This window comes from Pseudarthrobacter sp. MOO13 (assembly GCF_058267655.1).
In genome coordinates, this window is sequence record NZ_CM177848.1 from 1,704,012 (window position 1) to 1,730,667 (window position 26,656).

At 62.5% G+C, this 26,656-nt stretch carries 18 protein-coding genes; 7 read left to right on the forward strand and 11 right to left on the reverse strand.

Going from position 1 to position 26,656, the window contains the following annotated elements:
* Positions 1-132: 132 nt before the first annotated feature.
* Complete coding sequence (locus AC4EEO_RS07975) at positions 133-4,218, forward strand: helix-turn-helix domain-containing protein (RefSeq protein WP_491340214.1); 4,086 nt, start codon at positions 133-135, stop codon at positions 4,216-4,218.
* A 24-nt stretch (positions 4,219-4,242) separates the two neighbouring features.
* Complete coding sequence (locus AC4EEO_RS07980) at positions 4,243-6,120, forward strand: DUF7380 domain-containing protein (protein ID WP_491340215.1); 1,878 nt, start codon at positions 4,243-4,245, stop codon at positions 6,118-6,120.
* Between the two features lie 312 nt (positions 6,121-6,432).
* On the opposite strand, the gene AC4EEO_RS07985 is transcribed toward AC4EEO_RS07980, so the two are convergent.
* From AC4EEO_RS07985 to AC4EEO_RS07995, 3 genes are all read right to left on the reverse strand, one after another.
* Entirely contained in the window at positions 6,433-7,452 is a 1,020-nt protein-coding gene (locus AC4EEO_RS07985) for a DUF6273 domain-containing protein (protein WP_491340216.1), read from the reverse strand.
* 628 nt (positions 7,453-8,080) lie between these two features.
* Positions 8,081-10,261 carry an HNH endonuclease family protein gene (locus tag AC4EEO_RS07990; protein WP_491340217.1) on the reverse strand — a complete coding sequence of 727 codons (2,181 nt, stop codon included), beginning with the start codon at positions 10,259-10,261 and terminating at the stop codon, positions 8,081-8,083.
* 88 nt (positions 10,262-10,349) lie between these two features.
* Positions 10,350-10,520, reverse strand: a complete 171-nt coding sequence (locus tag AC4EEO_RS07995; RefSeq protein WP_491340218.1) for a hypothetical protein — start codon at positions 10,518-10,520, stop codon at positions 10,350-10,352.
* A 284-nt stretch (positions 10,521-10,804) separates the two neighbouring features.
* On the opposite strand from AC4EEO_RS07995, the gene AC4EEO_RS08000 reads away from it, so the two are divergent.
* On the forward strand, positions 10,805-11,131 hold the full coding sequence (locus AC4EEO_RS08000) for a GNAT family N-acetyltransferase (protein WP_491340219.1): 327 nt from the start codon (positions 10,805-10,807) through the stop codon (positions 11,129-11,131).
* Between the two features lie 361 nt (positions 11,132-11,492).
* Here the strand turns inward: AC4EEO_RS08000 and AC4EEO_RS08005 are convergent, their stop codons facing one another.
* Complete coding sequence (locus AC4EEO_RS08005) at positions 11,493-12,128, reverse strand: hypothetical protein (protein ID WP_491340220.1); 636 nt, start codon at positions 12,126-12,128, stop codon at positions 11,493-11,495.
* A gap of 258 nt (positions 12,129-12,386) precedes the next feature.
* On the opposite strand from AC4EEO_RS08005, the gene AC4EEO_RS08010 reads away from it, so the two are divergent.
* A protein-coding gene (locus AC4EEO_RS08010) for an IS3 family transposase (RefSeq protein WP_491340221.1) occupies positions 12,387-13,531 on the forward strand; the annotation gives its coding sequence in 2 pieces (ribosomal slippage) (positions 12,387-12,663 and positions 12,663-13,531; 1,146 coding nt in all).
* 42 nt (positions 13,532-13,573) lie between these two features.
* On the opposite strand, the gene AC4EEO_RS08015 is transcribed toward AC4EEO_RS08010, so the two are convergent.
* A complete protein-coding gene (locus tag AC4EEO_RS08015) occupies positions 13,574-13,738 on the reverse strand; it encodes a hypothetical protein (protein ID WP_491340222.1) in 165 nt (54 codons plus the stop codon).
* Positions 13,739-14,828: 1,090 nt separating this feature from the next.
* Here AC4EEO_RS08015 and AC4EEO_RS08020 point away from each other — a divergent pair.
* Positions 14,829-15,731: a zinc-ribbon domain-containing protein gene (locus AC4EEO_RS08020; RefSeq protein WP_491340407.1), complete on the forward strand. Its 903-nt coding sequence runs from the start codon at positions 14,829-14,831 to the stop codon at positions 15,729-15,731.
* 73 nt (positions 15,732-15,804) lie between these two features.
* On the opposite strand, the gene AC4EEO_RS08025 is transcribed toward AC4EEO_RS08020, so the two are convergent.
* The 6 genes from AC4EEO_RS08025 to AC4EEO_RS08050 all read right to left on the reverse strand — a co-directional run bounded on the left by AC4EEO_RS08025 (position 15,805) and on the right by AC4EEO_RS08050 (position 25,021).
* The gene (locus tag AC4EEO_RS08025; protein WP_491340223.1) at positions 15,805-16,407 is read right to left on the reverse strand and encodes a DUF4230 domain-containing protein; all 603 of its coding nucleotides are present in this window, start codon (positions 16,405-16,407) and stop codon (positions 15,805-15,807) included.
* Positions 16,404-16,739, reverse strand: a complete 336-nt coding sequence (locus AC4EEO_RS08030; RefSeq protein WP_491340224.1) for a hypothetical protein — start codon at positions 16,737-16,739, stop codon at positions 16,404-16,406. The genes AC4EEO_RS08025 and AC4EEO_RS08030 overlap by 4 nt, the downstream gene beginning before the upstream one ends.
* 237 nt (positions 16,740-16,976) lie before the next feature.
* Positions 16,977-20,165 (reverse strand): type I restriction endonuclease subunit R, encoded by a 3,189-nt coding sequence (locus AC4EEO_RS08035; RefSeq protein ID WP_491340225.1) that lies wholly within the window; start codon positions 20,163-20,165, stop codon positions 16,977-16,979.
* Between the two features lie 88 nt (positions 20,166-20,253).
* The gene (locus AC4EEO_RS08040) at positions 20,254-21,345 is read right to left on the reverse strand and encodes a restriction endonuclease subunit S (RefSeq protein ID WP_491340226.1); all 1,092 of its coding nucleotides are present in this window, start codon (positions 21,343-21,345) and stop codon (positions 20,254-20,256) included.
* Positions 21,342-22,970: a class I SAM-dependent DNA methyltransferase gene (locus AC4EEO_RS08045; protein ID WP_491340227.1), complete on the reverse strand. Its 1,629-nt coding sequence runs from the start codon at positions 22,968-22,970 to the stop codon at positions 21,342-21,344. Before AC4EEO_RS08045 ends, AC4EEO_RS08040 begins: the two co-directional genes overlap by 4 nt.
* Positions 22,970-25,021 carry a hypothetical protein gene (locus AC4EEO_RS08050; RefSeq protein ID WP_491340228.1) on the reverse strand — a complete coding sequence of 684 codons (2,052 nt, stop codon included), beginning with the start codon at positions 25,019-25,021 and terminating at the stop codon, positions 22,970-22,972. The genes AC4EEO_RS08045 and AC4EEO_RS08050 overlap by 1 nt, the downstream gene beginning before the upstream one ends.
* Before the next feature lie 249 nt (positions 25,022-25,270).
* Here AC4EEO_RS08050 and AC4EEO_RS08055 point away from each other — a divergent pair, with 249 nt between their 5' ends.
* Complete coding sequence (locus tag AC4EEO_RS08055) at positions 25,271-25,942, forward strand: Rv1352/Rv1906c domain-containing protein (protein ID WP_491340229.1); 672 nt, start codon at positions 25,271-25,273, stop codon at positions 25,940-25,942.
* Between the two features lie 50 nt (positions 25,943-25,992).
* Positions 25,993-26,649, forward strand: coding sequence for a DUF4352 domain-containing protein (locus tag AC4EEO_RS08060; protein WP_491340230.1), 657 nt, complete (start codon positions 25,993-25,995; stop codon positions 26,647-26,649).
* The last annotated feature ends 7 nt before the right edge of the window (positions 26,650-26,656 follow it).

Sequence of the window (26,656 nt, forward strand, 5' to 3'; positions counted from 1 at the left end):
TGCTAGTGGTTGCAGGAGCGGCAACGACGAGAGCTGCGCGTCGGGGCCGCGTGGGGCTACAGCACTAAGTGTCGTACGCATTTCCTGCGTGGGACTATCGATCCGCACGCATGCAATGCGTACACTAATTCTGTGAACAAAGATCTTGGGCAGATGATCCGTGAACGGCGTGAGTCGCTGGGGCTGGATCAGGCGACGCTTGCAGCCAATCTGAACGTCGGCCAGCAAGCCGTCAGCGGGTGGGAGAAGGGTCGCTCTCGGCCGCGGCGGGCGACACTAGACGATGTCGCCCGCATTCTCGAAATCGATCTCGATAATCTCCTCGATGCTGGTGGATATTTGCCTCCGGCGCCGGCCGTTCGTGTCCCTGTCCGGCCACTGACACGCGCTCTCCCCCTCGATGAACTGACTGAGGAAAGGTTCGAGGACCTGCTCACCGAGGTGGTGGCCACGTTGCACCAGGACGGGCATGCGAGCAGGTACGGCGGTCGTGGACATAAGCAGCACGGCATTGACATCATCGTCACTGCTAACGGAACGAACCTCGCCACCGGCCAGTGCAAGCGCCACCGAGAGTTCGGCCCGGCCGCTGTAGAGAAAGCAATCAATGAGGTCACGATCGCCGCTCCCAAGAACTATCTGTTCCTATCTCGACTGGTCGCTACTCCCTCCGCACGTAAGGCGGCAGGGAAGCACGCGGCTTGGGAACTGTGGGACGGTGAGGACATCTCTCGCCATATCCGGAACCTGCCGCTCGAGCGTGCCGTACGAATCGTCGATAATTACTTCCCGGGTCACCGGGAGTCGTTCCTGGGCATTCCGGCGTCTGGCCCCTGGCTCTTGCCGGAGGAGCACTTCAGCGGCATCCGTGGCACTGTCTTCAACCACGAGTGGAGCCTCGTCGGACGGCAGTTCCAACTGGATCAACTGATGGGCGCGGCCCACCAGAGCGGCGCCGCCGTCGCGTTCCTAACTGGTGCTGGCGGCGTCGGAAAAACGAGACTCCTCAAGGCCTTTGCGGACACCGCGCCAGTAGGCTCCCCGGTCCGGATATTGCCCGGCAACGTGCAAGTGACTGCAGCCGACTTCGAGCTACTGCCCTATGACCCCGAACTCACGATCATCATCGACGACGCCCATGAGATCGGCGAGGTCACCGGCATCGTTTCTGGCATTTGGAGGCGCAATCCAAATGCGAAGGTCATCCTCGCTACCAGGCCTTATGGGTTGCGTACTCTGAAGGAGGAAATGGCACGCCACGGACTGCTTCCCGTGCCACATACGGAGGTTGTGCTTGGAGACCTTGAGTTCGACGAGGCCGTGGCCCTGGCGCATGAAGCGCTTGGCGGGGCAGCGTCTCCAGCCGTCGCACGTCGGCTCGCCGGGCTCACTACGGACTCTCCGCTGGTGACCGTCATCGGGGGTGTCCTGATAAAGGAAGGCCAGCTCGAGCCGACGGCATTGGAGCAGGACGACAACGTTCGACTCCACATCATGCGCGGGTTTCGCGATGCTCTGGTGAACGATCCGTTGTCATATGACCCGCCGATCCGACGCGCAGTATTGGATGCAATCTCTGCCCTACAACCGTTCCGCACTAACGACGAAGCTGCGCGCACATCGCTGAGCGCGATCGTGGGTAAGTCATACGACGAGTTGCACAAGCACTTGCGGAGCCTGGAGAACGCCGGAATCCTGCGGCGGCGAGGCGAGGCTCTGCGAATCGTCCCCGACCTCCTTGGCGACGTGATCCTGACCGAAGCTGCATTTGATGACATCAACCCGCTCGGCACCGGTTACCTCTCACGCATCGAGCCGCTGGTGACGGGGAGTAGCGTCGAGCACCTATTCATCAACGTGAGTCGCGTCGACTGGCAGGTCCGTAACCTCCGTGAGGATGCACCGAGCCTCTCTGACTCCCTTTGGGTTGCTTTCCGGGCCCGTGTCGAGGCTGCCGATGCGTTCGACCGACGCACCTTCGTCGAGACGTTGGCCAAAGTCGCGTACTTCCAACCCACCCGCGCTCTTGAACTGACCCGATGGTTAATCGATAACCCAACAGATCGTCTCGACGGTGACCATGCCGCTTGGCGAAGTCTGCTCCCGGTGGACTACAACGGCGTGCTTGAGGCGGTGCCCGCAGTGATCAAGCTCGCAGCCTTGACCGAAGAGACGCTCCCGGAGGCGCTTGCGCAGTTGTGGGAGTTGGCCCGGGGCGACACGCGCGCTACCAACCCACATCCGAGTCATCCGCTTCGGGTCTTGGGTGAACTAGCTGAGTTCCGTGTCGGGAAGCCTATCTGGTTCAACGAGCTGATCGTCGACTGTGCTTTAACATGGTTCGTGGATGGTCAGCAGTTGTCTCCGTTTGACGTTCTCGAGCCACTGCTCGCGACGGAAGGAGACGAGTCTTCCTTTCGCGGCCACGCCATCACCTTTCAGCCTTTCGCGCTGAACCCGCAAAGCATCATGAGGGTCCGGCAACGAGTCATCGACCTGGCCTTCGAGGAACTGGACTCCCCAGACCTGCGACGTTCGGGAGCCGCAGCGAAGGCCTTGAAGTCCGCAGTGCATCTCCCGACGGGGCGCTTCGGCCGCGAGGTATCGAAAGATGAACGAGCGGGGTGGATCCCGGGCGTGGTCGAGACCATCGACCGCCTTGGCGCCAGAGCTGCGGCCGGCGATCTGGATCCTGCGGTTCTCGTCGCTGTCCGTGATGCTCTGTTCTGGCACGACAGTTACGCGTCCGGCCCGACTCAGGAGGCCGCGCAGCGAGCCGTCGAGTCGATTCCGGATGACGTCGAGGCTCTGCTTGGTCTTATGGTTCATGACGGCTGGGGCCGCTTGGTGCGTGGCCGTGGTGACAACTTCGAGGAGATGGAAGCCAAACGCCTGGAACTTATTGGGCAGGTGGTTGAGGCCCTTAAGTCCCACGCGGACGAGGAGGTAGTCGAGCTGCTGATCGCGCGGCTCCGGGCCGACCGGGAAGTCTTTGGCCCGACCGAAGGCTATCCGGGACCCTTGGTGCAGGGACTGATCGACGCTCGCCCGACTCTCGCACCCGCGATGTTGGCGAAAATGCGGGACGCCGCTGCTGTCACGGATCTCGACCCGGTCCTTCCGGTCATCCTCGGCACGTTCGCCATGCACGATCCTGCAGCTGCACTGCTAAGCGCCCAAGGTCTGCTTAGCGGGCCGTCACTAGATCGCCGACGGTCGGTGAGCCAGGCGATGGGTTGGAACCGAGGCCTTCGGGAGCTACATCCCGGGGAACTCGACCTGCTGCTGGAATTGGCCTCTGACTCCGATGTAGTCATACGACGAAATGTGGTCCGGACGGCTCAACTTCTGATCGGAAGACAGAAGGCAGAAGCGGTCCGTTTGCTTGCACGCCTCCGGTTCGGTGATAGCCAACGTCTGGCTGGTGACTACTTCATGTCGTTCCGCCTTGACGCCGGTATCGCCTGGGATGACTTCTCGGACGCCGAACTTGAGCTAATTCGCCAAGACCTCGTGACGTTGCCAGGTATCGGCGAGTACTCGGTCTCACAGGCGCTTGCGGATCGGTCGGAAACGAACCCGGCGTGGGTCGTCCGACTTCTCCAAGAGCGGGTTGAGTTCGCGGAGACTCTCGGCTCAATCCAGGATTACCAAGCTCTCCCGCACTCCTGGGACAACGACTTGCGGATTCGGGACACGTCGGCCTTCCAAGCGAGCCTGAGTGGCATTCTGGCTTGGATCGCGGAGAAGCTCGACTCATGGCTCCGACGCAAGTTGGGCGCCGAAATCTTTCGCGCGGTGGCGGTCAAGTACGACGACCAAGTGCTGGATCTTCTTAGGAAGGCTCTCGCCGGTGGCACGGAGAGCTCGGTACGGGCCGTAGCAGCTGTCCTCCACGAGGCTCCCCGGACTTTGATTTGGGACCAATCCGTCTTCGTGCGCAATGCGCTGCAAATAGCCGACAAGCTGAGCGACGATGTACGGCACCAGATGATGGAAGCCCTATGGTCGGCCACGATTTCCGGTAGCCGGATCGGTACTCCCGGTGAGCCGTTCCAGGAGACGATCGAACAGCGAGACAGGTCGCGCGCACTCGCAGCGGAGTTGCCGGCTGGCTCCATCGAGAGACGGTTTTACGCCGATATGGCGAAGTCGGCCGAAAGGGACATTCAGCGTGAGATCGAAGATGACCTGCCCACCGACGGGCGCAGCTGGTAATAACGCGAAGGGGGACGATCTGCCATGGAGCCGATGAACGATGAGGTTAACCCGTCATGGTGGGAAGATGTGCTGACGGCGGCGTCGAGGGAGGATCCATATGAGCCTCCAGAGTTGCTGTCGTTGCATTTCGAGCGAGTTGCGGCGGACTCGGCTGTCACCGGGTTCCAGGAGCTGGTGCTTACGGTACTGGCGAAGGCGACGTCGGCGAGGTTGAACGCTGAGGATTGGCTGGAGCCGTTTACACCCGCGATGCAGCTCGGTGACAGGCGGACCTCGGTGCCGGCGGACTTGGATGCGGACCAGATTGCGTTGCTGGCCCGTATCGCTCCGCTTGTCGAGCGTGATGATCTCCGGGCCCGGGTTGCCGATGTCGCGTGGGTCTACGGGGACCGGTCTGATGTGGCGATGTTGGACCGAGCCATCGACGCGTACCGGGCGGCGCCGCTCACGGGCGATATTTGGTTCAGCGTGGGGCAGGATGCGTGGGTACGGGCGTTTGCGCTTGCGGGGCGGCGCGGCGCGGACGGTCATGTCCGTGTACAGGAAATGTCGGACGCGCTCAAGGGTCAGGTCTTGGCGGGCCAAGTGACGGACAACTTCAGAACCGTCAGGTTGGCCGAGACGTTACGTAAGCATGGTCGGGTCGACGCGGCCGGACGCATTGAGGTGCACGAAGGGCTGTTCGCGCTTGCGTCCCGGGCATTGTCGGAAAATCCACGCCTGTCACGTCAACTGGAGCGGGAGGCGCTCGCATGGCTTGGCGGTTCGGACGCCGCGGCGGCGAACGCCGCAACCGAGCGCATTGCAAGGACCTACATCGCGGAGGCAGATGCTCGCATCAAGGCGGATCCGAAAGCGGGTGCCCTGGTCGAGGGCCACTTCTTGGAGAAGGCCATCGCGGTCCTGCGAACCATCCCGCGCTCCTACCGGCTCGAGAACGACCTCGTCGAGCTCATCGACGACCTCCGCGCTCGGCTGCATGAGAGCCGGGAGCTCTCGATAGAGCAAATGATGCGCATTGAGTCGGACCCGGTCGATCTGACCGATGCCGTTTCCTATGCGCGGTCGCAAGTCTCCGGTCACGCGGACAAGTTCGCCGCACTCGCTGCCTTCGCGACGCTCGCACCGCCCATGGACAAATCCAGTACGCGCGAGAACGCCGAGAAGATGCTGGAGGGCAGCATTAGTCGCATCTTCCAGTCATCGACGTTCTCCGCTGACTTCCGTAAGATCGCCATGAGCCCACGGTCCTCGGGGCAGGCGGACGAGAACGCGGTCTGGGTCGAGATGGTCCGTACAGTGTTCTACCACTCGCAGCTGCTCGGAAAGGGCATGATCCAACCTGCGCAGGAGATTCTGACGACCGAGCACCGGTTCAACCGGCAGTACATGGTGTCGCTGTGCGTCGAGTCGCCAACGGTGCCCGAGGGACACGAGATGTTGTGGGGCGACGGGCTGGCGCTCGGCTTAAGCGGCAACTACGGTGCCGCGGTATCTGTGCTGGCGCCCCAGTTGGAACAGGTCGTGCGGGTCATGTTGAGACGGAACGGCGTGTATACGCTGTTCGTCGATGATCACGGCGTAGAGAGTGAGAAGAGTTTGAATGCGCTTCTCGACATGACCGAGACCGAGGAAATCTTCGGTGCGGGCATGGTCATGGAGATGAAGGCGATGCTGATCGTCCAAGGGGGCCCGAACCTGCGGAACGACGTTGCGCACGGCCTTCTCAATGATGCCGCGGCGTGGAGTTACTCGGCGTTGTACATTTGGTGGTTCTGTCTGCGGCTGGTGGTATGGCCGGTTATTAAGATGGTCGACCGCGTCCAGAGACGACCATCTGACTCATGCGAAGGCTCCATGGCGGGGAGCCGTGGAACGGATACCGATCCGGCGGTATGAGTTCACTGTGTCGCCACGTGGCAAGACATGAGTGTTTCCGAGTGACGCGATGTGGTGGAATTTAGGTTCGCACTTTAACGTCTGGCAGCAGCGATTGCATCGTTCCTGCCTCGCTCGCGATCCTTCACCCGGAACGTGGGTAGGCGGGCGGGAGAGTCTGCGAAGCCTCGAACTGTTCCGGATCACGAGGACTCAATGGCCCGCCCGCGGAACGTGACGTGCGGCGCGATGTAGGGGCCGTCCATGCTTTCCCTCTGCACGTCCACGCTGCCGAATGACACCAGCATCACGGGATACAGGGATGCCGTCGGGTCAGGCGACGCTGAGCCAAAAGGACGGACGTACCCCAAGCTCAGATCCCGTGGGCACACCATAGATCTGTTCGAAGTCGTAGCGTCGCTCTCGGCCCCATTCGAAAACGATGCCACCGTCCTTATCAATGGCTGCCGCACGTCCTGGCGCGGAGCCGGAATCCCGAACCCACCATTGTCCTTTTGACCAGTCATGTCCCGAGGGTTTGTCCTTCCCAACGTATAAGTATGTTGGACACCGGAATCCTCTAAGCTCGTCTTGGGACGGGACGAACACCGCGTCCATGACCGAGTCGGTTTCGCCTCGCGTGCGGTGGTCGACTGCTACGACTCGCGCGCGTAAACGTGGAGGCAATGACCCCAGGAACTCCGAATTCAGCCACGCCCGCAACTCCGAATCGCGCCATGTCGTCCCCTCCCAAGACCGCTGCGCGATCAAGTGGCTCGACAGGACGAGAACGCGGTCTTCGCTCGGGTGTACGTAGGTGGTTATCCAGCGAACCCCATCGGGATGGTAATCCGCGTTGAGTATTTCTTCCGCTCTTGTTTTTAAATCCTTCTCGCGGGCTTTCGTTGCGTTTTCTCTTGCCTTTGCCTCGGCTTCGCGCCGCTTTTCTTCCATACGCTCCTTTGCGAAGGCCTCGAGCTTCGACTGCCACATTTCAGCTAGGGGTCGGTCCTGCGCGATGCCTACTAAGCGCAGTAGATGCGTCGTCTCCTCGAAGGAGGCTAACTCGCATGCGCGAGCGGCGTACTTCCCTAAACGGCGGCGAAGCTCTGCGTCTCCGAAACGCATTGCCTTTACGTAATCAGGATGCGTGGCGAGTCGGTCGGTAGGGATCGCTCCGAGCTCTGCCTCATTCACAGCCTGATGATGTGCCATCAGCAAGACTATGTAGGCGTCAGCGTTTTGGGGATCTATGTTGAGCGCCTTATCGACGAGTTCGTGGGCTTTCGCAAAAAGGCCCTCCTCGCACATCATTCGCGCTCGTACGAGGAGAGGCTTAACATCGTCTGTCATGGTCATAAGGTATATGGATGGGTATTCGTTATGTCGAATAAGACTCGCCCATCGTCGGATTTGAGGCGAAACCTATAGGACCATTTGTGGCCACCGGTCAGATTCTATGGCTCACAACGGAGGCGGTCATGGATGCGGTCAGGATCGAGTCGCGCACGATGAAGATGGACCAAGCCGAGGGCATGCAGGACCACTTCGAAGCACGCGTTCTTGTCAACACCCGGGAGGCATGGCCCGCTCCGACCATGGACGTATACGACCGTCAATAACTGAAGGCCCACGGGCGGGTGCTCCTGGCGGAATTCAACTTGCGCCCGCATGGAAGGTTGCCGCCCATTCCCACGGCGCGAATCGCCTAGCGCTAAGGGTGTCGGCACAGGAGCATCTGGACCTCGGCATAGCATACGTCCGCGCTCAGCCCCGGCGCCTCGGAACCACGTACCACCCAAAGGTTATTCGGTTACGGAACGTGGTGGAGTTTCGCTTCTCGGTTTAAGCTCTGGAGGCAAGAAGCAGGCCGGCGAGATCACCGGGTCGGACGAGGAGGCGTCGATGTCGCTCTTCCGGACCTCTCGTCCCACATTGAAGCTTCGCGCAACGGCCGGTTCATCGAGGCCATCCTGACGGGTCATTGCTTCCCGATTGCCGGACCACGCACGATTCCACCGCTTCGGGTGCCGAGTGCCCCGATCAGCAGCTTCAGCATCACTTCATGATGCGCCCGGACGTCCTCATCGTTCCAACTCCCGGTCTCCGCCCGCCGTGCCATCAGCTCGAGCTTCAGGCTCTGCCGGCGTGCGGCATGGTTGTTTGCCTTCTGCGCCGGCAGGTAGTTGCTGAACTTGGAGTTCGTGCTCACCGTGACCAGTGCCAGGTTGCCCAGCCAGTTCAGCAGGCTGCGGTCCTCGACTCGATACGCATCGGAGATGTGCTCGGCGTCCTCGGTACGGGGGGAGAAGTGCTCCACCGAAGTGCGGTAACTGAATGTGAATTCCCACTGGTTCATCTCCTCGACCAGCAGGTAGTCGAGGTAGGTGTAAATGATGCGCGGGATCGCGAAGCCGAGCGGCAGGCCGTCAGGCCCTACCTCCTCCTTCTCCGGATCCGGGGAGAGTGCCGCGTGCACACGCTCGAGAGTGCGCGCCTCGAGCCGGTCCAGGAAATCGCGCGCGGTGACCGGCTGGCCGCGGTCGGTGCATTCGGTGACATAGCGCAGCGTATCGGTGATCCAGTGCATGGTGCGCGGAGACGTGTAGGTGATGCGCAGGGCCGACTGCAGCAGCAGGATGCGACGCTGCAGGCTTCCCGGCCCGGTCCCGGTCTCATCGGCCGCGAAAGTCGGGGGGTACCGCGGGGTGTCCTGCACCCGTCGCCCCTGGCTCGACGTGCCGCGCGCCAAGCGGTACAGCGACCAGTTCCCGGGCTCATCGTCGGTCGTCGACTCGTGCCCTCTGGTCAGGGTCGCGTCGCGCTTGAGTACGAAATGATCGAAAAGATACCGGATCCGCAGCAGGTCCGTGGTGAACGTCCGAACCCAGGCCGGGCGTTCAGTAAGCTTCTGCTCCTCGAGGCGTTTCGCGAAGCGGCTGACCAATAGCTTGTCATCGAGCTGCCGGTCGTCGCGCTTCGGGTCGTTGGTCGGTCCGCGCACGGCGAGGACGTGAAGCAGCAGGGTCGGGAACGTGATCTGGGAGGTGAACCGGTCCCCGCCGTCTGCGTCCACTGATTCCGTGTCGACGTCGTCGCGGGCGTAGGTCGTGACCGCCTCGTCGAGCGTCATCGCGGTGGACCTCGGCGGTAGCTCTTCCTCATCGCGCGCCGCGTTGTCCGTGGACGGGTGGTCGATGAGCTGAGCGCGAAGTTTGGTGAAGTCCGCGGTGGGCACGGAGTCCCACTCCGACCCGAAGACCTCTGCGCGCAACTGGGCGTCACCGGCCGTGACGGTCATGCCCACGTAGTGCTCTATGTCCGCGCAGGTGGTCCAGACGCGGTTCAGCAGCTTTCGGTCCAACGGATCGGTCAGATGGCGCAGCAGCCGGGCTTTGACGATGTCCACGGGGCTGAGCTGGGCGCCGCGGGTGTTCATGATCTCGAAGTACCGGTTCAAATCCGTCGTCCGGTCGATCGGCATGCGGATGAGGAGCACCCGGGTGAGCAGATAGTCGGTCACGCGCGGTGCCAGGAAACGGGCCCCAGCCTTGTCTCCGTCGAGCAGCGGGTCGATGATCCGGGCTGCGCGGAGGATGCCGGAATCCTCGCGGTCGCTCTCTTTCTCCGGTTGGTTGAGAGAAGTGACCGCGACGTCGCGCAGTGCGCGGGTGGCTTTGTCTCGTGCCTCGTACGCCCGGTAGTCGATGCGCTGGGTGTGAAGCCAAACCCCGAGCGTCCGTTCCTCCTGGTCGTCGGTCTTTTGGTGCCTCGGCCAGTCGTTCCCGGCCGTGAGCCAGGAGGAAACCTCGGCCAGCCGCTGGGTCCATCGTGCGGCCTCGGCGGCGCGCTTGTCCGTGTGCTCGCGCCAGCCAGGGACGACGTCCAGGCCGGTGGCGTAGACGGGGGAGAGGGTGCCCTCGGCGGCGTCCGTGCGGCGGCGCGTCAGCCACTCGGCGAGATTTGATTCCTGGCGGGATCGCCCACTGACCGGGAGCCGGCCCTCAGCTTGGTAGAACGCCAGGATCTCCTGCAGGTTCCGCTGCCCGGGCCCGGTGACGCGCTTGGGTACTGGTGTGGCCGCGGCGCGGTGGGCAGCGCGCAGCCCCGGATCGTGCTCCGCGGCCCTGGCGAGGTGAAACCTGATGACCGACTCCGCCACCTGGTGACAGCCGCGATTTGCTTGGCCGGGATGCCGCTGCCGTACATCAACACCCACTCCGGGTACGGCGTGGGGCGCTTGGTCTGGATCATGAGGCCGGCGGGTGATTCTTTGGGGGAGCGGCGTGCTTCAGTTCGGCGATCCGCAGCCGAAGGAAGATGATGGCCAGCACCAGGGCGTAGACCGCGAGGACGGCCACGACGAACGTGAAGACCGCGTACAGGATGCCCATGATGCCGAAGACTGGACTGAAACTCACTGCTACCCCCAAATAGTCCTTGCCCATAGGCTAGTCGACTTGGGCGATCAGCTTGGCTGGGTAGTGTGGACAGATGGACTTCTCCTCTGAGCTTCGCGGCGGGATTCTGCTCCGGCCCGTTCAGAAATTGGATGCCACGGCGCTGGCGGATGCCTTCCAGCGGAACAGGGCGCATTTGGCCCCCTGGGAGCCGATCCGGCCGGACAGTTTCTACACCGTTCAGGGCCAGCAGGAAGTGATCGTGATGGCAGCGGCGGGAACTCACTGCAGGAACAGGCCTGCCCATGGTGCTGGCACGCGAAGGCGAGATCGTCGGCCTGCTTACTATCAGCTCGATCGTGCGCGGCGCCTTCCAGAACGCGCACATCGGCTACTGGCTCGATCGGGACGCGCAGGGGTCCGGGGTCATGACCGCCGGGGTTGGTGCGGCCAGTACGGTCGCCAGGGAGTTGCTAGGGCTCCACCGGCTGGAGGCAGCGACCCTGGTGCATAACGCCGCATCCCAGCGGGTGCTGGAGAAGAACGGCTTCGAGGCCTACGGCACCGCGAGGGCATACCTGAAGATCGCCGGCCAATGGCAGGACCACCGGATGTTCCAGCGGATCCTTTGAAAAGGTAGCGGTCCCGGGCACGGGAAAGGGTGCGCCCCGTTCGCTGAGCGCACCCTTTTCGCGCCCCATGCACCGGATCCCCATCCGAATGCAGACATCATAAGCGTACTGATAGTTAGGCAGTCAAGACATTACATATTCCTAGCGGAATCCACACAAATCTGTAATTGCCTCCCAGGGCCTGAGCTTGAAGACGACGCGGTAGGGCGCTGGCGTCTTGGCATGGAAGTGTGAGTCAATGGTTTCGACCTCGCTCAAGGTGCGCTGGCTCCGGATGACCGCACCCAAATGGAGAGGGTGGCAGCCTGTTCGAGTCTGGCCGAGTCCGGAGGCCCTGCAATGGCAGGACCTCAAGCCTCATTCAGACAATGACCCCGCCGTTGAGGTGCACCTGCCGGGAGCGGCGGGGGAGTCCCCGCGCCCAGAAGGCGATCATGAGCCCGACGGTGGCTGCTCCGCCGGCGAGAGTCCAAGGCGAAGACCAGGATCCTTCAGGGGTGGGGATCGAGAAAGCGATCCAGACGGTGGCGGCGCCCAGGAGGACCTCGACGCCAGCCTGCACTGGTCGGGCCCGGTAGTCCGGGTAGGCCAGGCGGATCAGCGGTATCACCGGCAGCACGAACAGTCCCAGGCTGGGGATCGGGTAGATCACGTTGACCGAGAAGATCACCAGGCCGAGCAGGAGCAGGCCCAGGAACTTCAGCAGCTGCAGCACGCGCAGAGGGTTCTCCGGCGTCCACCGGCTCAGGAGCAGACCCCACGCTGGCAGGCCCAGCAGCCAGCCGCCGGCCCACACTCCCATATCCAGCAACGCCAAAACGACGAGCAGCGCGCCGGGCAGCAGGAACGCCGCGGCCTGCCGCAGCGACGGGAGTCTACCGGCCGGGCCGAAGATGCACGCACCAATCAGCAGGTAGCCGGCCACGTACCAGGGCAGCAGCTTCAGGACCGATCCGCCCGGAAGACCCGCGATCAGCACCGCCATTGTGAGGACCACGACGCACACCGCCGCGAACGTCCACGGCCTCCTAATGTCGACAGGGGGCGTCACGGCAGGGAGGCAAGGACGTCGTGCGGCCACTCTCTGGTGAGCACGTCATTCAGCTCTTCGTCCGGGCTGGAGAGACAGTAGGGCGTGTGGTGAGTGTTCAACACGGCTAGGTTCACCGGCACCTTGTAGACGCCCCAGGGGACTGCCCCCGGTTTTGTTGACTCCTTGACCTAGCGAGCTTGTGCTCGTGGAAGGATGTTGACCATGCCCACGGCTTATGGGGCGGAGTTCCGCCAGGATGTTATTGATGTGGCTCGGAAGGGCGAGGCGCCACTGGCGCAGATTGCGAAGGATTTTGGGCTGTCGGTCACGACGTTGAAGCGCTGGATTGCCATCGCGGAGCGTAAGGAATCCGGGACCGGCCCGGCGGCGGCCGAGTCGGCCGAGATGCGGGAGCTGAAGAAGCGCAACCGCCTGTTGGAGCAGGAGAACGAGATTCTGCGTCGGGCTGCTGCCTATCTGGCCAGGGACATCAACCCAAAATGATTTACCCGCTGGTCACGGATCTTGCCGCCGACGGTGTCCCCGTCGCGGTGACCTGCAGGGTGTTGGGATTCAGCAAGCAAGGCTATTACCGGTGGCGGGCCAGTCCGGTGACGGAACGCGACTGGATCGATGCGCACCTGGTCAACGCCGCACTGGACATCCACACCGACGACCCGGCATTCGGGTACCGGTTCATCGCCGACGAGTTACCCGGGAAGGGCATCACGGCGGGTGAGAACAGGGTCCAGCGCCTGTGTCGGGACCACAGTATCTGGTCGGTGTTCTCTAAGAAGCGTGGCCTGAACCGGAAACCGGGGCCGCCGGTTCACGATGACCTGGTGGAGCGGGATTTCACCGCCATGTCGCCGAACTTGCTGTGGCTGACGGACATCACCGAGCACCCCACCGCCGAGGGCAAGCTCTACCTCTGCGCGGTGAAGGACGTCTACTCCGGAAGGATCGTCGGCTACTCGATGGACTCGCGGATGAAGTCCTCGCTGGCCGTCGCCGCGCTGGAGAACGCGGTGCGGGCACGCCGCCCGGCAGGGACAGTGGTGCACTCGGATCGAGGGTCCCAGTTCCGGTCACGCCGCTTTGTCGAATCCCTCCGGCGCCACGGCCTCACCGGCTCGATGGGCCGGGTTGGTGCGTGCGCGGACAACGCCGCGATGGAATCGTTCTTCTCGCTGCTGCAGAAGAACGTCCTGGACCGTCAACGGTGGCTCACCAGGCAGGACCTCCGGCTGGCCGTCACGACCTGGATCGAACGGACCTACCACCGCCGGCGACGGCAAAGACGGCTGGGAAAACTCACGCCAATCGAATATGAAACAATCAACCGGACCGCGCTCACAGCGGCCTAAGACCCCAAGTCAACAAAAGCCGGGGCAGTCCCAATAGGAGTCCTAAATTCCCTCGTCAGCAGGGTAGCGCTGGACCTTATCGACGCCGGTAACCCGGAGGGCGAGGTGCTCACCCGCGGCATGGCAGAAGCTAAAGCGGCGGAGATCGCTGAGGAGGGTCTCTTCAAAGCAGCTATCCGACATGGAGCTGTCGATGAACTTTGACATGGCAGGCAACTTGCCGCTGGCTATGACGCCGCTTCCTTTTGCCGGGGAAATTGTCGCGAGCTATGCAGCCCGGATCGACGCTGCCACTGGGGCCTACCCGGGCCACCTGTGGCGTGTCGCGGTCTCAGCCTACCGGCGACGCGAAAGCCTGCCGGTTCATAGCCGAATCGACCAGGACATTGCAGAGCGCCAAGCCTTGGCGCTCTGCCAGGAGTTGGCCGGAAGCAGGGCCGATCGGCTGCTTCTACTAGGGCAGACCTCAAGAACTGTATGGCATGCCTGTCTGTCGTGCAGTCATGGCGCTATCGTGGCACTGCATCCAGACTATGCTCGACTCGTTTGTCCCCTCCACCAGACGTGGGCTGGACCTACTCTGATCAAGAGTCGTGAACCATTGCCGCCTTGGTCCATCCCGCCGCCGGCGGAACCGCACTCCCGAGCCGTGGATGGAGATACTGCCAAAGCAGCTGCGCGAATTCATAACAGCAGCGCATCGGTATCGATCATCAAAGAAGTACTGCGACGAGCGGCGTCGGCAGTTCGAAGTGAAGGGGGCGTCGCTCCGCAGCCGACAGACCTTCCCACTGCCGCCGCAATACTGGAGACAGTTATGGATGGAGAGGTTATTAGGGCTGTCAGTGATCAAAACCAGCCGTACATTGACGTCTACAAGGCAGTCGCGCGCAGGATGGAGGAGGCTAAAAATCCTGTCGGAGATGCCGGGACAGACCAAGCGTGGCTCGTGCTTAGATGGACAGCGGCGGCCGCAAGGCACCGTTTCGAAGATGAATGGAACACGGAAGACCCAGGACCCATCATCGACCCCCTGAAACCGGAGTCCAGCTCCAATGGCCATCTTCAACCTTTCCACACCTTCTTGGACTGCCTCCGGACACGCGACAGAAACGACCAGCAATGGTGGGACGATCGTTACCGGCAAACAGCAACCATTACGCGTTACCTCTGCCCGGAAGGACACGTAAGTCGAAAGCACCCTCCCAAAAATGCCCTGCACGGTCCATACGAGTCAGCCTGCTCGGCCTGCTCCGGCCGCAAAGTCTTTCCAGGGTACAACTCGCTCGCAGACAAGATGCCGTGGCTCCTCGACGAATGGGACCAGCAATTACAATCTGGGCCATCGCCGTGGACAGTGTCACCGGGAAGCAACAAGCAGGGACACTGGATCTGCCCACAAAACCACCACTACGACGCAACATTCGTTCATCGCGCCCTGCGGGGAACAGGCTGTCCCCACTGTGGATTCGGCAAAGTGCTCGCGGGCACAAACGATCTCGCCACAACACACGCCCAATTAGCAAGTTTGTGGGATCCCGAGAGCAGCAATGAAAAGACACCCCGAGAAATTACTGCGGGCAATGCGAAAGACCGTATCCACTGGCGATGCCCTCAAGGGCACCCATTCAAGCGGACACCCCTTCGCCTTGTTGCCTCCGGTGGACGTTGTAACGTTTGCAAAGGCCGCACCCTGCTGGTCGGGTTCAACGACTTAGCTACAAAGCGGCCGGATGTCGCGGCACAATGGCACCACACCCGAAATGGCAAACTAACCCCCGATCAGGTCCTGGTAGGGTCAGACACGAAGGTGTGGTGGGTCTGCCCCAATGGCCATGAATTCGAACGGCGCATATCAAACCGCTGCAGGTACCCGAAACTGACCTGCCCTATGGAGACAGGGAAGATCCTGCAGCTCGGGGTGTCCGACCTCGCCACACGCGAGCCGGTGCTAGTATGCGACTGGGATCACGGTCGCAATGGCTTTGCTCCTTCGGAAGTGGTGCCAGGAACAAGAAAATATTGCTGGACTTGCCCAGCTGGCCACACCCAACTTGTCTCAGTCGTCAACAGGCGCAGGGCAGGGGGATGCACGAGCTGTCCACCGGCCAGCCGAGCAATACCAAACAAGGTGCGGCAGCGCCGCTCAGCCGGGTCCAGATCCAGCGCGGGGCAGGTCCACCCCCTCTCGGACGCATAACGCCGCGTGCGGGGTCCGTTTGCTGCCGCCTATTGAATGACCCCGCACGCCAAGGGAAGCAGCGTCATTCTTTTCAGAGGAAAGTGGCTTGAATTTCCAGGGAGCTGAACATCCCCGTCAACATTGACTTTGTGTTTTGGGCGGCCTGTTGGCGCAGCTTCGACTCCTCCGCGGCGGAAGCCAGCTTGGTTTCGGCAAGTTTGAAGAACTGTGCCTGTTGGGGCGCCTCCATGGCGTCGGCGATCCGGTCCAGGACTCCGCGGTCTTGGCTGAACACGTAGGATCGGTCGTGGTCTAAGTTGGGCTTGTCCAGCTGTGGCTCGGGCAACCGCACAGTCACCGACTTCCCGTCGGCTGACAGTGTCAGGTCGTTGTCCGCGAAACCGGAGAGATCGACATAGGCGTCGACCGTGCCGGCGGCAACGAACAGGGTTCGTCGTCCGGTAATGAGGGTTGGGATGCCAGCGATGTTGTCCTCGATGTCCAGCACTGTTTCAAAGTTACCAACAGCGGCATGATAGCGGCTGATGTCTTTGACCGACTTCAGCAGGGCAGGCTGGCTCCGGTCGATCCGTTGAGGCTGAAGTGGGTTGTACCCTGCCATAGCCGATATGCCCACGACGGCTAGTCCCAAGACGATCGTGCCTAGCAGCACGATCATGATGCGCTTGGTCACTGGATATGTGTCCCTTGTGGCGTCACGGGCTTTGCTGCCGAAAGTCGTGCACGGTCCAGTCCTCGAAGGATCAGCTCGCCGGCAACTCCGAGGCCGAGCAGCGTCAGGAGGGTGCCGTTGCGGGCGGAACTGGCGGCGATGTAGGTGTTCTGCGTGGCTGTGATAGCAGCAATATCGTTGGCGTACCAACCGTTGACCACCGACTGCTGAGGGGCTCCCTTTGTTTCCCCGTTATTGACATCGTTCTTGACGCTTGCAGCAGCGAGGTCGGACTTCCACTTGGAAGGGCTGCCGGCGTCGACAGCGGCAGGTCCGGTGCCGACCCAGGTCAAGATGCACAACAATCCGAGGACTGCGCCCAAGATGACACGCGTCAGCTGGATTGGCCCTGCGGACGCTGCAAATTTCCTAATCCGGCCTTTACCTTTGCCGACGTTCACTTGGGGAGCGCTCTCCGGGGCCGGAGGAACGGCGGGGTTGTTGTAGCTTGTAGACGGATCGTAAGACGACATAGTTTTCCCATTTTCGTGATTTGTTGCTTGCTGCCCGTTGGCAGAAAGATGTAGGTGCTAGATGCGGGCGTCAGCGAAGCGCGGAGCCATCGACTCCATCTGCTCCATTACCAACTTGATGGCCTCCGGCTGCTTGTCCGGCGGGTACCCAAATCGCACAAGAAGCCGCTTGATGGAGGAGCGAAGCTTCGCGCGGACGTCGTCGCGAACCGTCCAGTCAGTGCGGACGTCGCGACGCATGACAGCGACCAATTCCCGCGCGATGTCAGCCAGAACGCCCTCGCCCTGGACCTCCACGGCTGACTCGTTCTGCGCGACGGCGTCGTAGAATGCAAGTTCGTCGGAGTTCAGCGGGGGCGTGAACTGTTCACCACGCTTGCCCTCCCTGGCGACTTCACGCGCCAGCTCCACCAACTCAGCGATAACCTCAGCGGACGTCAGCTGCTGGTTCGTGTACTTCTTCATCAGCTCGGTGATCCGCTCCGAGAACGCGCGCTGCCGGATTACGTTGTTCCGCGTGGAAGAGGCAGACTCATCGGCAATGAGCTTTCGCAGCGCCTCGATGGCTAGCTGTGGGTTCCGTGCCTTCTGCGTCTTGGCGATGAACTCGGGTGTAAGGTCATCCAGTGACGGCTTGGGCATGCCGGCGGCCTCGTAAATGTCGAGTACTTCACCGGTGGAGGTTGCGGAAGCAATGAGATTCCCCAGCAGCCGCTGGATCTCTTCAGGTAGGGGCTCGCCACTGGCCTGCCGGTCCGCGGCGTCGTACTTCGCCATCCAGACCCGGATTTCCTCATACACCTGGATCTCAGGGCGCAGCTCGGCAAGAGTGTCCGAGCCGGAGCACAGCGCCCATGCCCGCGACAGCTGGCCGGAGAACTTGCGGTACTTAGCGGCAACCGACTCCTCACCGTCGGCAGGCTGATTACCGGGAGTACCAGGATTCCGCAGGTAGCTGACTGCGCCAGTCACGGCGTTGAGAAACGACTTCGGGCCGCCCTTCATCAGCACGGACTTCCAGTCATAGCCGGCCAACAAGGACCGCAGCGCCTCCACCAAGGACACCGTCAGCCCTACAGCCTCGTCGATGTTCTTGCCCACTGGCTTGTTCGCCTGATCAGACTGGGTGTACTCGCTCAACGCCTTGGACAGGTTCTCGGCAAGCGGTGCATATGCCACCAGCAGCCCGTCCTCCTTGCCGCGGAACGTGCGGTTGACCCGCGCAAGCGTCTGCATCAACAGAGCGCCCTTGAGCGGCCGGTCCAGGTACAGGGTGTGCAGCGGGGGAGAGTCGTAGCCGGTGAGCATCATGTCCTTGACGATCACCAGCTCCAGTTCGTCGTTGACGTCCTTGAGTCGCTCTTTTACCTGGGCATTCAGGGAATCGCGGCGGACATGATCTGACACCGGCGGCACATCGGTCGCGTCGCCTGAGTAGACCACCTTGATCTTGCCCTTCGACAGGTCGTCCGAATGCCACTCAGGTCGCAGTGCCACGATGGCCGAGTAGAGGTTCGCGCAGATCTCCCGCGTTCCGCCGACGATCATCGCCTTGCCCGGCGCTTCGATGAACTTGCCCATCCGTTCGCGCCGGTTCTCCCAGTGCGCCACCAGGTCCTCGGCGAGAGCAGCGATGCGCTGCGGCGCACCATAGACGGCGTTCACGACGGCGACGCTCGCCTCAATGCGCGCGCGTTCCGTATCGTCGAGCCCCAGTGTCAGTTCATCCGCCGACTTGTCGAGGTCCTCTTCCGTGACGCCTTCCGTAAGCCCCACTTTGATGAGGCGCGGCTCGAAGTACACAGGCACTGTTGCGCCGTCTTCCACCGCACGGGTCAGGTCGTAGATGTCGATGTAGTCGCCGAAGACCTCCTGTGTGTTCCGGTCATCAAAGGAGATCGGCGTACCAGTGAAAGCGATCAGCGTGGCATGGGGGAGTGCATCTCGTAGGTGCCTGGCGTAGCCGTCCAGGTCGTCGTAGTGCGAGCGGTGAGCCTCATCTACCACAACAATGATGTTGCGGCGATCGGACAGCAGCGGGTGATCGGCGCCGGCGTCCTTCTCTGACTTGCTTCGCCCGAACTTCTGCAGGGTCGTGAAGTAGATGCCGCCGGTGGTCCGGTTGCTCAACTCGTCCCGCAGCTCGGACCGCTTCTTGATCTGCTTGGGCGACTCGGCGAGGAGCAGGCTGCGGTCAAAGCCTTCAAACAGCTGGCCGTCAAGTTCATTCCGGTCCGTGATGACCACGACGGTGGGGTTTTTCAGCTTCGGCTGCCGGGCCACCATGTTGGCATATAGTTCCATCTCCATGGACTTGCCTGAGCCCTGGGTGTGCCAGACGACGCCAGCTTTGCCGTTGCTTTCCACCGCCTGGATGGTGCTGGCCACCGCCTTAGTCACGGCATAGTACTGGTGGGGCTTGGCGATACGTTTGGCCAATCCGCCAGCGCCTTGGCTGAAGGCCGTGAAGTTGCGGATCAACTGCAGGAATCGCTCCTGGTTGTAGAGGCCGTCTAACGCTGTGTCCAGGGCGGTGACGGCGTCGCCGTCGACCATATAGCCCTGGGGGACGGGGACGCCGTCGTCGTCAACGTTCCATGGTGAGAAGTGGTTGAAGGGGGTGAACGGCGTTCCGTACTTTGCCTGGATCCCGTCGCTGGCGAGGGTGAAGACGCAGAAGCGGAACGCCGTGGGGAATTCGCGGAGGTAGGTCTGGAGTTGGGCGTGGGCGCCGGGGAGGGCGGCGTGCGCGCTGCCGGCCTTCTTGAGTTCGATGATGCTGACGGGCATGCCGTTGCAGTAGAGCACGATGTCGAAGCGCCGCTTGTAGTCGCCCTGGACCAGTGTGACTTGGTTGACGGCGAGCCAGTCGTTCTGGTCCGGCGCCTGGCTGAGCAGCCGGATGGTCGGGTTGGCTTCGTTGCCGTCGGAGTCGATGTAGGTCAGGCGGTAGCCGTCCACGAGGCAGTTGTGCACGCGGTGGTTCTCGGCCATCGCGTCGTTGGACTTGGGCGAGGCCAGCTCCGCCAGCGCCTGCTGCAAATACTGTGCCGGGACTGCCGGGTTAAGCCGCTGGAGGGCGGCAAGGAGGCGGGGCCGGATCAGGAGCTCGGACCAGGACTCCCGCTCCCCGGTGCCAGGCGCGATCGCCTGGCCCTCCAGCGGCTTCCAGTCCAACTCTCCGAGCCGCTCCTTTGCGGCGCCCTCCCAGTCCGCTTCTGAAAAGGCTACTGCTGGTGCTGTCACTGTGATTCCCCCACAATCGATTTGTTGTTCAGCTTACTCAGGCTTCGGTCGGTTATTTCAAGCTGCCCACTACACCCGGGCTGCCCGTTTATGACCCGGCGTTTTCTAGGACCTTCTCCGCGTCCTTGACCCGAAGCTTTCCGGATATGAGCTGGGGGAGAAGCGCGTCGCGAATTTCAGCAAGCTTCGAGTTCTCAGCGAGCAATGAGGAAATGGTGCCCTCAAGTGGTGCCAGCTTTGTCTCCAGCACCATTTCGTGCTCTGGCTTTAGCCGAGGCACTTGGAGGGAAGCCAACTGGCCCTTATTAATCGATCCGAATACCGTGCCTTCGGCCTCAAACGGGGCCCAAGCGTCGTCCGAATCCTTAAGGAGATGGAAGAGGGTGAAGGGTTGGTCACTGGATGAACGCACTGACGCCACGCCACGCCCTATGCACGTCTCTTCCGTCGCAAGATTGACACGGCCGACGGGGGCTCGGACACTCAGAAGGGTGTCGCCAGGCATGGCGAGCCGGGCAGGGGCAGTGGTCCAAACCCGGTTGCTTGGAAATCGAACCCCGAAGTCTCTGACGCCCTGGTAAAAGACGGTGCCCTCGCCAGTCTCGTTAAAGCTCGTACCTGAAGGCGAAGACCCCATGACTATGTCGGCGATCTCTGACAACGCAACGGATGCGGTGGTGTCCACGCCAAAACGAGTAAGCGCGGCAGCCAGTTCGTCTGCCAACTCGACGAGCTTGATGTTGGCGCCGATCTTGTCGTCGATGGACCCCAGCACCTCCGCGATCGCTCGTTGATCGGATAACGATGGCCAGCGGACTTTCAACGGATGTAGGTGGTTTCGGTTCAAGGTTGGATTCGCAGAACCTGCGTCCAGCCACGCAGTATCGAACTGGCTCATGAAGTAGTAAACGAAGCGGGGATGGCTGCCCTTGAAGTCTTGGACCCAGAGAGTCGTATCGTGCGGCCAGTAGTCTTCAGACATATAAAAGACCTTGCCCAAAGTACCCTTTCGACCGATCACCACCCCGGGAGCTTTGGCGGCGGCAGTATCGTGGTAGCTACTTATACCGCCTGATGAAACCACGGGGACTATGCCATCTCGCTGCGTTGCCCTCGTGATGTCATGACCACGCTGAAAATTGAGCACCTCACCGAGCGTCGTTTCCTGCCACGCGCTCACAGGACCCTCCCAAACTGCTCGCGCACAACAGCACCCAGTCGTTCGGACTGCTCGAACTGCTCGAACAGTTCCTTGGATAACCTGGCGATCTTCTCCTCAATCGGTTCGCCGTCGTCCTCAACGTCAGCCGCACCGACGTACCGTCCGGGCGTCAGCGCATAGTCGGCAGCCTTAACCTCGGCAAGACTTGCCGTATAGCAGAAGCCGGCCTCGTCGTCGTACGCCAGCCCTGCCTCAACGGCCGAGGCGGTGCCGCGCCAGGCGTGGTAGGTGTTGGCGATCTTGGCGATGTCGTCGTCGGACAGGGCGCGTTCGGCGCGGTCCACCATGTGGCCGAGGTTCCGAGCGTCGATGAAGAGCACCTGTCCGGTCCGGTCAACGGAGCCGCGCGGGCCGACGGTCTTGTCCTTCGCGAAGAACCAGGTGCATACCGGGATGCCGGTGCTGCGGAAGAGCTGGGTGGGCAGGGCCACCATGCAGGAGACGAGGTCGGCCTCGACCAGTTGGGCGCGGATTTCGCCTTCGCCGCCGGAGTTGGAGGACATGGAGCCGTTGGCCATGACCACGCCGGCGCTGCCGCCGGGGGCCAGCTTGGAGATGATGTGCTGGATCCAGGCGTAGTTGGCGTTGCCGGCCGGCGGGACGCCGTACTTCCAGCGCGGGTCGGACTCGGAGCGAGCCCAGTCCTTGATGTTGAACGGCGGGTTGGCCATGATGAAGTCCGCGCCGTTGTTGCCTGTCAGTTCCGGGTGCTGGTCGCGGGCGAACGTGTCGCCCCAGCGCGAGGCGAGGTTGGCGTTCAGCCCGTGGATTGCCAGGTTCATCTTGGCCATTCGCCAAGTGCGCTCGTTGAGCTCCTGGCCGTAGACCGAGATGTCCGAGCCCTCCAGATGGTGGGCGGCCAGGAACTTTTCGGCCTGGACGAACATGCCGCCCGAACCGCAGCAGGGGTCATACACCCGCCCGCGATGGGGTTCCAGCACCTCCACCAGCACGCGGACCACGCCGGCGGGGGTGTAGAACTCGCCGCCGCGCTTGCCCTCGGCCTTGGCGAACTTCTCCAGGAAGTACTCGTACACCTCGCCCAGCAGGTCGCGCGCCTTGCTGGCGCCCTGTCCGGTGAACCGTGCGGAGTTGAAGAGGTCCAGCAGCTCGCCCAGGCGGCGCTGGTCTACGTTGTCGCGGTTGTAGATCTTGGGGAGCGTGGCGGCCAGGGACTTGTTGTCCTGCATGATGAGCTCCATGGCCTCATCGATCAGCAACCCGATGGACTTGGGTGCTGCGCCGTCCACCGCGTCCAGGCCCTTGGCGTTCTCTGCAAGGTAGGTCCAGCGTGCGCGGGGCGCTACCCAGAAGACGCCGCGGCCGGTGTACTCATCCACGTCGTCGATCAGCTGGGCGATCTGCTCTTCGTTGAGCCCTTCAGCTTCCAGCTCGGCCTGGATCTGTTCGCGCCGTTCCTCGAACGCGTCCGACACATATTTCAGGAACACCAGCCCCAGGATCACATCCTTGTACTGTGAGGCGTCCATCGAGCCGCGGAGCTTGTCCGCCGCCTTCCAGAGCGTGTCCTTGAGTTCCTTCATGGTGGACGGGGCGAGGTCCACCTTTACTTTCGGGGGCATTATGCAGTTCCTTCTTCTGGTACGGCGTGGGTAATAGTGTCTGTCAGGGTGAGGCTTCCGCCCGCTACGCCGTCCGTAATCAGGGTAGCGAGTTGTTCCAGTTGTTTGAGTCGTTCGCGCGCCTGGGCCTGCTCGTGTTGCAGCCGGTTCAGGGCGATGTTGAGCGGTTGGCGTTGCGCTTCGCGTGTGCGGCGCAACTGCCAGTTGCGCCAGGACTTGTCTGCCGGGTTGAGGTTGCTGATGTCGTGGGCGACGACGGCGGGCAGCAGGCCGCCCGGGTCACCTCGATCAATCCTCAGGATCCGGGCGGGAAAGACGACGACGGCGCCGCCGGCCGCGTCCACGATCGCCGCGGGCCGCGGGCTGGTACAGAAGACAACGTCGCCGGGTTCGGTGAGCCGTCCGGCCGGATAGTTGGCCGCGAACTCCAGCAGGGTGATGAATCGCGCCGCGGCGCTGTGCGGGTCCAGCAGTTCCTCCCGGCCAAGGATCCTGCTTCCCGCCGTCGTATTGATGTGCTGCTCTTCGACCCGGATGCCTTTCACGTATTTGAGGTGCCCGGAGCCGATAAGTCCTGTCACGGAGGAGGGGGAGGGGGAGGAATGGTTGGCCGAGGGCTGAACACCAGGAAGCTGAGCACCGGAATTCGTCCCCGGTGCGGCCAAGGCCCGGACGAGTTCGTCGACGCGGAGCGCGGCCTCTGCGCCGCGCGGGGACGCGGGTGTCCTTTTGGACGTCCCGCTGACCAGGGCGCCGGCTCCCGCAAGCAGAATCCTGGTTTGTACCAGCCGGGCGAACCGGAAGGAGTGGGCGCGGATTGTGGCGCGGTTGCCCATCGACGCGACGATGTCGCTGATCAGGTCCTGGCTCACGTCGACGGTCAGCGGGATAGTGCTGAGGTCCGCCACCATGGTCCACCGGTCTGCGATGGGTACGTCGGCAAAGGACGGCCCCAGCACCCAAAGAGCCTGCGGCTCGCGTGGCTTTGACCGAAGGAGCCCGGGTGTGAGCCGGATGATGGCCCGCACCCGGCCGGACCGCAGCAGGTCGGCGCGGATGTTGCCAGTTTCACCGACAAGGACATCGGACAGGACCCGCGCAGGTGCGATCACCACTGCCCGCTGGGAGTCATCCATCTGCAGCACGATGTTCTCGATGCCGGACAGGATGCCTTCGGTGTCCAGACCGGGTTCACCGGGCGCTGGATACTGCGCCACATGGACTGCAGGACCGCTGACGGCGAAGGCGCCTTTGCTATCAACCTTGACGGGCCCACTGTCCGCACCATGCACTGCCAGGCGCCGGCGGGCCAAACGGGAGGCGCCGCCGTCGTGATCAGCTGCCAGAATGGTGACGGACTCTGACTCGCTGAACTGCTGGGCGATGCTGAGTATGACGTCGCTCCCGCCCGGTGTGGCGTCCACGAACACGGGCCGGCTGTCCAGCGTGGCCGCGAGCTCTGTGGCCGCAGCGCCGACGAGCTTAAGCCCAGCAGCCGTGAGAGCGGTGTCCGCATGCTCCCTCAGGCCCTCCTTGAAGCGGTGGGTCAGCAGCTTTTCAAACGCCGCTGGAGCGCTGTATGCGCTGTCCGCCAGCCTGTCAGCGAAGCTGGCCAGCCCGGGAAGAGCGGATCCCAGGGCCTCCAACTCCGAATAGAGGAACAGATCATCAGGATCTGCCTCATCGGCCTCGTCTAGGAGACGGGATGCACTCCGGTTGCTCAGCGCCTGTCCGGTGATGACTTTCAGTGCGAGCAGCGCAGTCAGGCCGTCGAAGGTCTTGCGGCCGTCCTTTAGCGAGTCGGCGCGAGCCGCGGGTTTGGCGTGAACGGCGACGTCGTTCCTTGCCTCCGGATTGTTGCCCCGTCCGGTTGCCTGCAGCCATGCGGTGACTTCGTCGGCGTCGAAGATTTCGACGCCGTTTACGGTTTCGGCGGATGCAGGGAATGGCAGCGGCCCTGCGCTGCTGCGTTTCCGCCACATCGAGACAACAGGACGTTGAACCTGTGCGAGAGATGCTACGTCCGACAATGTCATTCGCATTGTGGTCATGGATGTGTCCATTGTTGCCCCCTTTCCGTTGGTACGTCCCAAAGCCTAACGGAGCGGGCCGACATTTCCGGGTTGGATCTGATAACCCCCTTTATCAGTCTTTTAGCTGCGTCGGCGACCAAGCGCCCAATAGCTTTTTCCTGCAGCTACGAGGTGATCCTCCGGAGCTGTGGCGGTGGCGGGAAACCGCACATTGGGGGGAGGTATCCCGCCGCCGACCTGCACGACTCACGAAATGGGGAGAACTAAGTGTTGAACAACGACATCGGCCCAGGGGAGATCCCCGGCGCTGAGCAGACGTACCAATCCGGTCAATCCGGGCAGCGGACTCCTGCCCGGGTGAGCAAGCGGGGCCGGAAGAAGCCCGTCCTTCTGGCGGCGGCCGCCGTCGTGCTGTTAGCCGGCGGAACGGCCCTCGGAACGGCATTGCTGGATCCCAAGGAAAGCACCGCGTACAAGTCCCTTGCCGGTGAGAAGTCCACCGTCGAGACCGAGCGGGACGCGGCGCTTTCCAGCTACGCCTCGCTGAAAGGCAAGTACGACTCGCTTGAAAACGGCATGGCGTCCCGTGAGTCCAAGGTTGCGGCCAGGGAGGCCGAAGTCGGCAAGGCCGATGCTGCCGTGAAGACGGCTGAGGCAGCGATCAAGGCCCGCGAGGACGCCGTGACCGGAGCCGAGAAGGCGAAGGCGGCGCGCACGGTGGGCGACGGCACGTGGACGGTGGGAACCGACATCGAACCCGGCACCTACCGGGCCGCGGCTGCCGTGGGATCCACCTGCTACTGGGGGATCTACCGCAGCGGCAGCAACGGTAGCGACATCATCGAAAACGACATCCCCGGCGGCGGCCGACCGGTTGTCACCCTCTCGGCAGGGCAGGACTTCAACTCAACCCGCTGCGGTAAATGGGAAAAACAGTAGCCACTAAACCCCCGCAGCATCATCCAAACGCATCACTGAAAGGCACCATCATGACCAACCAGAACTTTGCCCCTGTCCCGCCTGCCGCCGGTGCACCTGCCGCCCGGCCGTTCTACAAGAAGAAGCGCTTCGTTGTCCCGGCAGGCGTCCTGCTGGTCGGCATTCTCATGGGCTCCTGCTCCGGGGGAAGCAATCAGGCTTCCGACTCCAGCCCGATCGCCTCCACCACGGCGTCTGCTGAGGCGACTGCGCTGTCTGCCGCTGCGCCTGCAGCCCCGGCAGCGGCAGCACCGCCGTCGCCCGCTCCTGCTGCTCCGGCGGCGCCTACGGTGGGCGTTCCATTCTCCGTGAAGATGCGCAACGGCAACGTCGCCAGGATCACTGTCGTATCTGCCGTCCGCACCGACTCTGTCACGACCGGCGCGTTCGCTACTCCGCCCAAGAACGGCACCTACCTGCTTCTGGACGTCCTCTGGGAAACGGAATCCGGCAAGACGAGCTCCAACCCGCTCTACTTCTCGGCGAAGGATGCCAACGGGCGTAAGGCAGACATGAGCATGTTCGCCGATAACCAGCTGGGCTCAGGCGAGGTTCTGCCCGGCGACAAGGCGCGGGGCAACGTTGCCTTCGATATTGCTCCGGGTGCTGCCACCGTCATGATTTCTGATCCGCTGCTGCAGGAGGCTGCCCGGATTCAAATTCCTTAGTTGACCG

Coding starts and splice junctions, on each gene's coding strand:
- AC4EEO_RS07980 (WP_491340215.1), top strand. CDS start 4,243: ATGGAGCCGATGAACGATGAGGTTAACCCGTCATGGTGGGAAGATGTG.
- AC4EEO_RS07985 (WP_491340216.1), bottom strand. CDS start 7,452: ATGACAGACGATGTTAAGCCTCTCCTCGTACGAGCGCGAATGATGTGC.
- AC4EEO_RS08000 (WP_491340219.1), top strand. CDS start 10,805: ATGGTGCTGGCACGCGAAGGCGAGATCGTCGGCCTGCTTACTATCAGC.
- AC4EEO_RS08015 (WP_491340222.1), bottom strand. CDS start 13,738: ATGTCAAAGTTCATCGACAGCTCCATGTCGGATAGCTGCTTTGAAGAG.
- AC4EEO_RS08020 (WP_491340407.1), top strand. CDS start 14,829: ATGCCGTGGCTCCTCGACGAATGGGACCAGCAATTACAATCTGGGCCA.
- AC4EEO_RS08045 (WP_491340227.1), bottom strand. CDS start 22,970: ATGCCCCCGAAAGTAAAGGTGGACCTCGCCCCGTCCACCATGAAGGAA.
- AC4EEO_RS08050 (WP_491340228.1), bottom strand. CDS start 25,021: ATGACCACAATGCGAATGACATTGTCGGACGTAGCATCTCTCGCACAG.
- AC4EEO_RS08060 (WP_491340230.1), top strand. CDS start 25,993: ATGACCAACCAGAACTTTGCCCCTGTCCCGCCTGCCGCCGGTGCACCT.